At 69.2% G+C, this 10,832-nt stretch carries 10 protein-coding genes, 2 pseudogenes and 1 riboswitch; of the genes and pseudogenes, 9 read left to right on the forward strand and 3 right to left on the reverse strand.

Going from position 1 to position 10,832, the window contains the following annotated elements; all coding sequences use genetic code 11:
- The first annotated feature begins 404 nt into the window (after positions 1–404).
- From AQJ46_RS50655 to AQJ46_RS50670, 5 genes and pseudogenes are all read left to right on the forward strand, one after another.
- On the forward strand, positions 405–3,434 hold the full coding sequence (locus AQJ46_RS50655; RefSeq protein WP_059212134.1) for a S53 family peptidase: 3,030 nt from the start codon (positions 405–407) through the stop codon (positions 3,432–3,434).
- Positions 3,435–3,622: 188 nt separating this feature from the next.
- A pseudogene (locus tag AQJ46_RS59390) lies at positions 3,623–3,712 on the forward strand (hypothetical protein); the annotation flags it as partial.
- 36 nt (positions 3,713–3,748) lie between these two features.
- Positions 3,749–3,955 (forward strand): hypothetical protein, encoded by a 207-nt coding sequence (locus tag AQJ46_RS50660; protein ID WP_059212135.1) that lies wholly within the window; start codon positions 3,749–3,751, stop codon positions 3,953–3,955.
- Positions 3,956–4,072: 117 nt separating this feature from the next.
- A complete protein-coding gene (locus AQJ46_RS50665) occupies positions 4,073–4,807 on the forward strand; it encodes a dienelactone hydrolase family protein (protein ID WP_059212136.1) in 735 nt (244 codons plus the stop codon).
- 132 nt (positions 4,808–4,939) lie between these two features.
- Positions 4,940–5,656, forward strand: a complete 717-nt coding sequence (locus AQJ46_RS50670; protein WP_225887675.1) for a class I SAM-dependent methyltransferase — start codon at positions 4,940–4,942, stop codon at positions 5,654–5,656.
- Positions 5,657–5,746: 90 nt separating this feature from the next.
- Here AQJ46_RS50670 and AQJ46_RS50675 read toward each other — a convergent pair whose 3' ends face one another.
- Positions 5,747–6,001, reverse strand: a complete 255-nt coding sequence (locus tag AQJ46_RS50675; RefSeq protein WP_159064277.1) for a hypothetical protein — start codon at positions 5,999–6,001, stop codon at positions 5,747–5,749.
- A gap of 119 nt (positions 6,002–6,120) precedes the next feature.
- Between AQJ46_RS50675 and AQJ46_RS53845 the strand changes: the two are divergent.
- Both AQJ46_RS53845 and AQJ46_RS50680 read left to right on the forward strand, forming a co-directional pair.
- Positions 6,121–6,410: pseudogene (locus tag AQJ46_RS53845) on the forward strand (IS630 family transposase); the annotation flags it as partial.
- 36 nt (positions 6,411–6,446) lie between these two features.
- Positions 6,447–6,533: riboswitch (ZMP/ZTP riboswitch) on the forward strand.
- A gap of 34 nt (positions 6,534–6,567) precedes the next feature.
- Positions 6,568–7,731 (forward strand): phosphoribosylaminoimidazolecarboxamide formyltransferase, encoded by a 1,164-nt coding sequence (locus tag AQJ46_RS50680; RefSeq protein WP_059212138.1) that lies wholly within the window; start codon positions 6,568–6,570, stop codon positions 7,729–7,731.
- A 105-nt stretch (positions 7,732–7,836) separates the two neighbouring features.
- Here the strand turns inward: AQJ46_RS50680 and AQJ46_RS53850 are convergent, their stop codons facing one another.
- Both AQJ46_RS53850 and AQJ46_RS50690 read right to left on the reverse strand, forming a co-directional pair.
- Entirely contained in the window at positions 7,837–8,091 is a 255-nt protein-coding gene (locus AQJ46_RS53850) for a hypothetical protein (RefSeq protein WP_059212139.1), read from the reverse strand.
- Between the two features lie 270 nt (positions 8,092–8,361).
- Positions 8,362–9,150 (reverse strand): SDR family NAD(P)-dependent oxidoreductase, encoded by a 789-nt coding sequence (locus tag AQJ46_RS50690; protein ID WP_059212140.1) that lies wholly within the window; start codon positions 9,148–9,150, stop codon positions 8,362–8,364.
- Positions 9,151–9,222: 72 nt separating this feature from the next.
- On the opposite strand from AQJ46_RS50690, the gene AQJ46_RS50695 reads away from it, so the two are divergent.
- Both AQJ46_RS50695 and AQJ46_RS50700 read left to right on the forward strand, forming a co-directional pair.
- Entirely contained in the window at positions 9,223–9,837 is a 615-nt protein-coding gene (locus tag AQJ46_RS50695; protein ID WP_063803982.1) for a TetR/AcrR family transcriptional regulator, read from the forward strand.
- A complete protein-coding gene (locus AQJ46_RS50700; RefSeq protein WP_059212142.1) occupies positions 9,834–10,637 on the forward strand; it encodes a maleylpyruvate isomerase family mycothiol-dependent enzyme in 804 nt (267 codons plus the stop codon). The genes AQJ46_RS50695 and AQJ46_RS50700 overlap by 4 nt, the downstream gene beginning before the upstream one ends.
- The last annotated feature ends 195 nt before the right edge of the window (positions 10,638–10,832 follow it).

Consider the following 10,832-nt stretch of genomic DNA (forward strand, 5'->3'; position numbering starts at 1 on the left):
TACCGGGTCGGCGGCCTCAAGCGCTGGGCGCGGAACAGGCCACGCAACCGACCCCGAAGCGGTCACCCAGGGCCGGCCCACAGCCCTCGCCCAGACCATCGACGGCCTCAAGAACTTGTCGGCCGGGAACGGCAGGCGGCAGGCCGCCGCGCTCCAAGGGGCCGGTGGCACAAGGGGGTCGCCTTGGTTTGCAGGTCGCAAAGGTCCCCCCATGGTTTCCCTGGGGCCGAGGACAACATCTGTCAACTCTTGATAAGAAACCTACACACGTCTGGTTCAGGGCCTTTGCTTCTGCGTGCGCACATGCCGACGCACGCGGCTCCGGCTGCCAGAGTGCGGCTTCGACCACCGTTCCCGCCTGTCAACGGATATGACGGTGTGTCAGTTTCTATGGGAGTTTCTGCATGTTCAAAAAGGTCCATGCCTCGCTGGGACGTTCCAGACACGCGGCGGGCAAGACCGGCAGACGGGCGCGGGGGATCGCGGCGGTCACCACCACCGCCGTCGCCCTCACCGTCGCCGCCACCACCGCCTATGGTGCGGTTACCGATGGGGCCGAGACGGGATCGCACGCGCCCAAGCGCATAGGCACGGCCCCCCGCGTCCCGGTCGGCGCGACCGCGGCCGGCACGACCGCTTCGGGAACCACGCTGCATCTCAGCGTGAATCTCTCCCCGCGTGACCCGCAGGCGCTGACCGACTTCATCACGGCGGTTTCCACCCCGGGCAACCCCCGGTACCACCAGTACCTGGCCAAGGGGAAGTTCGCCTCCGCCTTCGGCCCCACCCCGGCCACCATCGCCGCAGTCGCTCAGGCGCTGAAGACGGAGGGCCTCACTCCGGGCAGGCTCAGTTCCGACGGCCTGTCCCTCCCGGTCACCGCCACCGTCGGGCAGGCGTCGCACGCCTTCGGCACCGGATTCAAGAACGTCCGGCTCAAGGACGGCACGATCGACTATCTCAACGCCTCGGCCCCGGCGCTGCCCGCCGACGTGGCGGCATCGGTGAGCGGGATCGTCGGCCTGAGCAACGTCAACTCCATCACCAGCCACCACACGGCCGTACACCACCTGAGCGGATCGGACTCCGTCACCGGCCCCCACCCACGCACGGTGGCCCCCCGGACGTACACCCCTGCGATGTGCTCCGACTTCACCGACGCCGCGGCCCAGGCGGGTTTCGCCGACGGCACCGACTACTACAGCCCGGGGAAGCTGGCCGCCAACTACGGCATGACCAGCTCCGCCACCGCCGGCGCGGGGCAGACGGTCGCCGTGTTCGAGATGGAGAACGCCGACCCCAACAGCATTGCCACGTACCAGTCCTGTGTGGGCACCAACACCTCGGTGTCCTACCGTTACGTGGACACGACCGCGGGGTCGGGCACCCCGGCCGGAACCGACCAGGACGGCTACGGGGTCGGTACGGAGACGGCGCTCGACATCGAGGACCTGATAGGCCTGGTGCCGGGCGCGAGCATCATCGACTACCAGGGGCCCGACGCCGACAACGCCACCGACCAGAACGTGCTCGACGTATACCAGCAGATGGTCACCGACGACCAGGCGCAGGTCATCTCCACCAGCTGGGGTGAGTGCGAGCCGGTCATGGCCGGCGCGACGGCCAGCGCCGAGAACGCGATCTTCCAGGAAGCCGCGGCACAGGGCCAGAGCATCGTCGCGGCTTCGGGGGACAGCGGTTCCAGCGACTGTGCACCCGCGACCGGCTCCACCGCCAACGCGGTCGACGACCCCGCGAGCCAGCCCTACGTCACCGGCGTCGGCGGCACCACGATGACCGGTACGGGCAGCACCAAGACCCAGAAGGCGTGGGGGGTCTCCCAGGACGGCGGCAGCGGCGGCGGTGTCTCCTCGCGCTGGGCCCCCGTCGTCTACCAGGGCGGCATCGCCACCACGACCAAGCGCGCCGTTCCGGACGTCGCCGCGCTGGCCGACCCGAACGACGGCTACCCGGTATACACCCTGGACGACGCCGATTCGTCCAGCCCCGAGCCCGGCATCGTCGGCGGCACCAGCGGCGCGGCCCCGACCTGGGCCGCCGCCATCGTCCAGGCCAACGCCAGTACGGCCTGCCAGACGAACGGCCGGGTCGGCTTCCTCAACAACGCCCTGTACAAGGCCGCGCGGAGCAGCTACCCGACGAACTTCTGGGACGTCACCAGCGGCAACAACTCCGTATACGCCACCGGCTACACGGCAGCGGCCGGCTACGACGAGGTCACCGGCTTGGGCTCGCCCAAGGAGGCCGGCCTGACCACCGCACTGTGCGCGGCCAAGGGCACCGCAGCCACGGGCGCCTCCACCTTCCACCCCCTCAGCAGCCCCAAGCGCCTGCTGGACACCCGCAACGGCACCGGTTGGGGCCTCAGCTCCATCCCGTCCACCAAACCACTGGTCGCGGGCGGCACCGCCCCGGTCAAGATCGAGGGCGCCGGGGGGATCCCCAGCAGCGGCGTGACCGCTGTCGTGCTCAACCTCACGGTCACCGGCACCACCGGCTCGGGTTCGTTGATCGCCTGGGCCGACGGCACCGCCAAGCCGTCGACCAGCAACCTCAACTGGACCGGCGCCGGCCAGACCATCGCCGCCTCGTCGACCGTCACGGTGGCCGGTGACGGCGTGGTGGACCTCTACACCAGCAGCACGACCCACGTGATCGCTGATGTCCAGGGTTACTACACCAGCGGTACCACCGGGTCCACGTACACGGCGCTGAAGCCGGCCCGCCTGCTGGACACCCGCTCCAAGGTCGGCATCCCCACCACCACGAAGATCACCAATGCGGTGGTCAGCCTCAAGGTCCGTGGCCACGGCGGCGTGCCGACCGGCGCCTCCTCCGTGGTGCTCAACCTGACGGCCACCCAGACCGTCGGCTCCGGCTACCTGGAGGCCTACCCCGAGGGCGCCACCCGCCCGACCGCCTCCAACGTCAACTGGGCGGTCACCGGGACAACCATCCCCAACCTGGTCGTCGTGCCGATCGGCTCCGACGGCAACGTCAGCCTCTACGTCCACGGCACCAGCCACGTGATCGCCGACGTCTCCGGGTACTTCTCCACCAGCGGCTCGGCCTTCCACACCGTCACCCCGCTGCGCCTGCTGGACACCCGTACGACGACGGCGCTTGGCGCGGGCAAGACGCTGGCCCTGCAGATCTCGGGCAGCGACGGCATTCCGTCCACCGGCGTGAAGGCCGTCGTACTGACCGTCACCGTCACCGGCACCACCGGCAGCGGCTACCTCACCGCCTGGGCCGACGGCGGCACCCGTCCGACGGCCTCCAACCTGAACTGGGTGTCGGGCAAGACGATCGCCAACCAGGTGATCGTGCCGGTCGGCTCCGACGGCAAGGTCGATTTCTACGTCAGCAGCACCACCCAGGTGCTCGCGGACGTGGCCGGCTACATGAGCTGACCCGACCGACGACACAACGGGGATGCCCCGCCGACCCGCGTGGTCGGCGGGGCATCCCCGTTACCGGCGAAGTTCCAGCCCTACTCCCTTGTGTGTCGGGAAGCCCGAACTCCAACGCGCGGAGGGGATGCGCGTCCTGGCACCCGGATCCGAGCGGCCCCTTCCCGAGGGCATGGGGGCGCCACCGCGTGACGCACCGCTGCCGGTGGCGTTGGTCGCCGTCTGGCGCGCCGACAGGGTCCTCCGGTGAATCCCCACGGCAGGCGGCCGTACGCGAGTTACTGGAGGAGAGCGGTCAGGAGCCCGACGGGCCGTTGCAGTTCATCGGCTACGCGGGCTTCGTACGCGCCACCATTGTTCGGGACTTCCGGGCCGATGAGGTGACCAAGATCAATTTCGCGAGCAGTGCTGTGGACCGGGGAGGGCTGGCATCGATCCTGGCCGTTGGGTTACGTTGTGCGGCGATGACTACCGGGACGGCCTTGCGCCACACACGGATTGGTGACCCGGCGCTCCTCTGAGCGCCGTACGGGCCGGAGTTGGCCCGCTGTTGGACCGAGGATCCGGCGCTGCTGCGCGGGCTCCGCCTCCTGTCGTGTTGATCACAGCCCGACACGTCAACCACGACAGGAGACCTCATGCCCACCAAGATGCTGCACATCCCCACCGCGGACGGCCAGGCCGACGCTTTCGCCGTCTTCCCCGACCGGGGCCAGCGGCACCCAGGCGTGCTGATGTACGCGGACGGCTTCGGCATCCGGCCCGTGCTGCTGGAGATGGCCCGCGAACTGGCCGGGCACGGGTACTACGTGCTCGTGCCCAACCTCTTCTACCGGCACGGCCCGGCACCGGTGATCGACCTTCCCGAGCACATCGGCGAAGAGGTCAGGCCCGCGCTCATGGCACAGTTGATGCCCTTGATCGAGGCGCACACGGCCGAACGGGTCCTGCGCGACGCCGACGCCTACCTCAGGTTCCTCACCACCCGGCCCGAGGTCGGTGCCGGACCGGTCGCGGTGACCGGCTACTGCATAGGCGGCCTCCTGGCCATGCGCACCGCCGCAGCCCACCCCGGCCAGGTGGCCGCCGTCGCTGCCTTCCACGGCCCCGTGGGCGCCGACGGGCCCGACCTCTTCTCCAAGCTCACCGCCCAGGTTCACCTCGGCCACGCCGAAGGGGACCTGACGCCGGAGACCCTCGGCGAGCTCAACCACGCCCTGGACGCCGCAGGGGTCGGTTACACCTCCGAGATCTACCCCGGCACCATCCACGGCTTCACCATGTCCGACACCGATGCCTTCAACCCCGCCGCTCTCCAGCTCCATTGGGACCGCCTGCTGCCCCTCCTCGACCGCACCCTGGCCAATATCTGAGGCTTCGGCTGGAAACCAAGCCGAAGAAGAGTGAACCCCTGTACACCGGCGTATGACTGAGCGCTTCAGTTGGCCGCTCTGGGTGTCACAGTTGACCACGTCCCGTGCCCTCAGCCAGAAGGAGTGTGGCTGGTGAACTCGATCGTGCAACCGGGCGGAGTCGGAGACGAGTGGCCGGACCGAGTGGCCGCAATACGTCGCGAGCTCAGCAAGCACGGGCCGCCGCGGAGTCCCGATGGCGGTCCGGACTTCGCCACCGTCACGCTGCCGGAGAGCGACTGTGATCAGGTACTTGACCTTCTGGTGGAAGAACGAGTCGGCACGGTCGTCGAGATCGGGCTCGCCTACGCCAGCTCGGCGCTGGCCATTGGCGAGGCGCTGCTGCGCACCGGTTCACGGAACCCTCGGCATGTGGTGATCGACCCGTTCCAGTACACGGCGTACGACGGTGTCGGGTGGGAGCTGCTGCGCAGCGCCGGCCTGGACGACATCGCCGAGCTGGTGACCGAACCATCGCAGCGCTTCCTTGCCCGGTTGGCCGACGCGGGTTTCGTCGCGGACGCGGCGTTCGTCGACGGCAGCCACCACTTCCACAACGTTTTCGTCGACCTCCACTTCCTGGGCGAGATCGTCCGACCTGGCGGCATCGTGCTGCTCGACGATGTCTGGTGGCCATCGGTCGGCGCTGCCGTGGGGTACTTCGAGACCAATCTTGGGTGGCGTCCGAGGCCGGGCGCTCTGGCCGACGGGACCACCGACCCGGCCGGCGGTCGGCCGCGGACCGGCGCCTACCGGCTGCCCGACCCTCGCCCGACGCCCGATTTCAAGGAGTTCCGACCGTTCTGCTGATTCGGGTGGGCCTCGCAGGGTCCACCCGAATCGGGCGGCCGCGCGTCAGTCACAGCGACGGCACCGGCTTGAGCTTGTGGAAGCGCTCAGTCACATGACGTCGTCGGTTCGGGTGGTCATGGTCGGCTCCCAGATGGGGACCCGACTGGTGGCGAAGACTTCGGGCGTGATGAGGAAAGCCGTGAAGGGCGCCAGGACGCCCCGACCGAAGCGCCCCCGATCCGTCTGGGAGAGATCAAGACCGGTCGAATCGTCCATCGTCTGCGGGAGCTGCACGAGTTGGGCGGGGATCCGGCGTACGAGCGGTTCCCGGCCTCGGAGGAGCTGTTCCTCGTGCTGGAGCACGCGCAGACGTGGGCCGGGGAAATGGCAGCCGCATGACAGCCTGGGCAACGTGGTCGGCGAGGCCGCGGTGTTGCGGGCGAAGCTGTGGCAGTGCCAGCTCCGCCCCCAGGGGAGCGAAAATCCGCGCCTGGGCGAAGAAACACAAGGTCGAACTGTGTTTCACCCCGACCAACGCCTCCTGGGCCAACCCGATCGAGGCTCACCTCGGGCCCTGCGGCAGTTCACCCTGGCCAACTCGAACCACCCTGATCACACCGTCCAGACCCGCGCCCTGCACTCCTACCTGCGTTGGCGCAATGCCAACGCCCGCCACCCCGAGGTCCTCGCCGCCCAAAGGCACGAGCGCGCCCGCATCCGCAGTGAGAAAGGCATCAGGTGGGGCGGACGTCCCCTGGCGCTGGCGGCATGACCGCAGAACCTCCGAGCTGTCTCTGCGGGTAAGATCTGGCCCGGCCGCAACTGGCGAAGGTGGACACAACCACCGGGGAGCGGCCGCTTTCCCGCGTGAGCGTCGACCGCCTGGGCGCCTGCGTCAGTGATGTCCGACTGACACAGGAGGCTATGACGTGGATCTGCGTTACGGAACCAACCCGCAGCAGCGGGCGGCCACAACTGCACCGGTGCAGCCTGGCCCATGGCCGGTCCGGGTGCTGCAGGGCAACCCGTCCTACATCAACATGCTCGACGCACTCAACAGCTGGCAACTGGTGCTGGAGGCCAGCCGTGCGCTGAATCGACCGGCCGCTACGTCCTTCAAGCACGTCTCGCCCGCCGGAGCCGCGGTCGCCGGACCCGTCGACGACGTCACCGCCGAGCTCTACGGCATCGGCCGCGCCAGTGTCGGGGCGCTCACCAGCGCCTACCTGCGGGCCCGCGATGCCGATCCGAAATCCTCCTACGGCGATTTCGCCGCCGTCTCGCACCCGGTCGACGCCGAACTCGCCGAACTGCTGACCAGCGTGGTCTGCGACGGCATCATCGCCCCCGGCTACGCTCCCGGCACCGTCGCGACGCTCAGCAAGAAGAAGAACGGCCGGTTCCTGGTCATGGAAGCCGACGAGACCTACACGCCCCCGCAGCACGAGGCACGGGAGGTGTTCGGCCTACGGCTGACCCAGCAACGCGACGACGTGACGCTCTCCACCACGCTGCTGGATGACGTCGTGTGCGGCACGCTGCCTGCGACGGCAGCGGAGGATCTCCTTCTGGGCCTGGCCGTCCTGCGCTACACCCAGTCCAACTCCGTGTGCTACCTACGAGGCGGGGCGACCCTCGGGATCGGCGCCGGCCAGCAGTCCCGCGTGGACTGCACCCGCCTGGCCGGCGCGAAGACTGACACCTGGTGGCTGCGACGCCACCCGGCAGTCCGTGCACTCGCCTTCCAGCCGCACGTCCGGCGCCAGGACCGGATCAACTGGCAGATCCGCTTCATCGAGGGCGACCTCACCCCGGACGAGAGCACACGCATGTCGACAGTACTGTCCGCACCCGCACCCGCACCTGAGCTGACGGACAAGCAGCGCACGCAGTGGCTGGCGGCCCTGACGCAGGTGGCGTTCGTCTCGGACGGTGCCCTGCCGTTCCGCGACAACGTCGACCACGCCCACCGGCACGGCGTCGGCTACATCGCCGAACCAGGAGGATCGATCCGTTCCAGCGAAGTGGAGGACGCGTGCCGCGAGCATCAGATCGCTCTCGCCCGCACCGGCCTCCGGCTGTTCCACCACTGAGGACATCGAAGTCCCCGCCCCACCCAGCGGGGACCTCAACACCGTCCGCCTATGGGTCCTTCAGACGAGCGGGCAGGAACCCGGTGAACCACCTCGGTCAGAGCGCTAGGCGTCGGCGAACTCGTTCCAGTACGAGTGGGTGACGATCGCCGTGGCGAGTTCGAATTCCCGCTTCCGTAGTCGGGCGATCTCCGCCGCGCCCTGGGGATCCCAGCCGGGGGAGGCGGGGCGGGACGCCTGTCGCCAGTCGTTCTCGTGCGTCTCCCACGCGTCCAGCGGTTCGGCCGACCACGGCACCCGCCGGTAGAGCGTCCGCAGATCGGCACGGACCTGACGGAGTTGGTCCTGCGCGTCGGTCAAGTCCGGGGGAGTCGTATGAAGCTGCCACGGAGCACAGGTACTGCTCTTCGAACCGCGCTCCGGTCTGACGCGCGGCAACATCTCCTGCACCAACTCTTACGTCTTCTCCTGTGGCATCTCTTGCGACTTCTCTTGCGCGAGCCTCACCGACGCCGCCGCATCCGTGCAGGTCGCCCGCGCCTATGGCGTGGGGTCGACTTCTGTGATGGCCATGAGGGTGTTCCTTTGTTGCTGGGCAGGGCGACTGCTGGGGCCGACTGCTGGCGCCGGTCAGCGGCGGGCCATGCGGCCCATGAAGCGGACGATCAGGCGGCGTGGAAGGATCTTGCTGGCGAGGGCGAGCGGGCGGCCGTTGGTGATGACCGACGGGGGCGCGGAGCGACGGTCGAGCGTGTCGAGGGCGGTCCTGACGACGTGGTCGGGGGTGACTCGCTTCGCGCCGTAGTCGGCCGTCTCGCTGCCGGCGGCGTCGTAGAACTCAGTTTTCGTGGCGCCGGGGCACACGGCCAGAACACGCAGGCCCGTGTCGTGGGTCTCCTCCCACAGCGATTCGGTGAAGCTGAGGACGAAGGCCTTGGTGGCGCCGTAGACGCTCAGGTACGGGGTCGGCTGGAAGCCCAGCAGGCTGGCGACGTTGATCAGGATGCCGGTGTCGGCGGAGGTCAGCGGGTCTATGTAGGCGCGGCTGAGGTCGACCAGCGCGCTGACGTTCAGCGCGATCATGCTTTGCAGGCGGTCCGGGTCCTCGTCGGTGAGGGCGTTGTGGGTGCCGAAGCCGGCGTTGTTGACCAGTCCGGTGGCGTGGATGCCACGGGATTCGAGTTCGGCGCGCAGTGTGCGGCCGGCGTCGGGCTGGCCGAGGTCGCGGGCGACGACCGTCACCGTGACGCCGTGGGCGTGGGTGAGTTCGTCGGCCAGGTCCTTGAGCCGGTCCGCCCGGCGGGCGACGAGGACGAGATCCGCGCCGCGCCGGGCCAGCTGGCGGGCGAATTCCGCGCCGAGCCCGGAGCTCGCTCCGGTGACGATGACGGTCTGACGGCGATAGTCGATTTTGCTCATACTTGCACTCTACGCATTTTCTTGCACTGAGTGCAAATAGATGCATCTGGCGAAGACATGTACCATCGGTGCATGGCCCAGAAACCGGCACCCCTTCGTGAGCAGACCCGCTCGGTGGTTCGCGCGCTCCTCGCCAAAACCGCCCTCGAACTCTTCGCCGCCAAGGGGTACGACGACACGACGCTCGACGAGATCGCCGCCGCGGCAGGTGTCTCCAAACGGACCCTGTTCAACTACTTCCGCAGCAAGGAAGACCTCGCGCTCAACGGCCTGTCCGAGCAAGGGGAACTGATAGCCGCGCGGCTCGCCGAGCGCCCGGCCGACGAAGACGTCTGGACCTCGCTGCGTGCGGCGTTCCAGGTGCTCGAGGAGATCGACCTCACCGCCGAGCGCCGGCTCGAGATGATCACACTGCTGTTCGGCAACGAATCCCTGCGCGCCGGCCACGCCGAGAAGCAGGCCCGCTGGCAGGACCTGTTCGCACCGCTGATCGAACCGCGACTGCCCGACTCCGACCGCCGCGCCCTGCAGGCGCGCGCGATCGCGACCGCGGCGATCACGTGCCTCCAGGCGGCGACAGAGGAGTGGATGCGCCTGGGCGGACAGGCGGACACCTTCGACCTCTACGACACGGCCGTAGAGGCCATCCGCCGCCCCGCCCCGCAATCAGACAAGCCAACGACATGAGCAAGCGCCTGCCCGCCGCGGACCTGCCGAACATAACCGCCGCCCTGCGCGCCGAACGCGCCGAGATGCTGAGCTTCACCAGCAGCCTCACCGACGACGAGTGGAGCGCGCCCAGCGCCGCGGCCGGATGGCGCATCGCCGACGTCGCCGCCCACATCGGTGCGACGGCGCGGAGCTTCTACACACCCGCCGGGCTACGCACGAGCTTCGCCGCCAGCCTTGAACAGGCTAACGAAGACCCCGTCGACCGACGGCGCCACTGGAGCCGTGCCAAGGTGATGGCCGAGTACCAGCGCGCCGGCCGGCGAGCCACCACACTCCTCGACGTCGTCCGACGCACACCCGCCGCCCGAGTGCGGGTGCCGATGGCCGAACTCGGCCGCCACCCCCTGGGTCTGATGATCGGCGGCGCACTCGTCTTCGACCACCACACCCACCTGCGCCACGACATGGCCCCCGCCCTCGGCCGGCCCGTGCCGTCCACCGACGCGGACCGCATGCGCGCGGTCCTGACGTGGATGATCGCCGTACTGAGCAAGCAGGTCGCGAAGGCGCCAGTCGCCGGGCTCGACGCCCGCGTAGCGCTGACTCTCACCGGCCCCGGCGGCGGGACCTGGTGGTTCGATGAGGCAGGCGGCCTGGCTCCCTCCGACGGGACGGTCGCCGCGCACGTCACCGCCCCCGCGCTGACCTTCCCCGACTGGGGTACACAGCGGTCGTCCTGGCGCGACCGTGGCGTGACGGTCACCGGCGACAGCGAACTAGCCGCCCGCTTCCTCGACGCCGTCAACGTCATCTGACCGGGGCACGGGAAGCCTCTCTGCCAGGCGGCCCCGGACCGCTTGTTCGCTCCCTCTGGTGGCGGCGAGTTCCGGGTGGTCGGCTGGTCCACCGCCGACCACCTGCGGACCGAGCTGGTCGCCGGAGCTCTCCGGTCCGCCTGCCGCGAGCGTCGCCCCGCCCGGCCGGTGATCTTTCACTCGGATCGCGGCTGT

Origin of the sequence: Streptomyces canus, assembly GCF_001514145.1 — a bacterium.
In the GTDB taxonomy this organism is placed as follows: Bacteria; Actinomycetota; Actinomycetes; order Streptomycetales; family Streptomycetaceae; genus Streptomyces; species Streptomyces canus.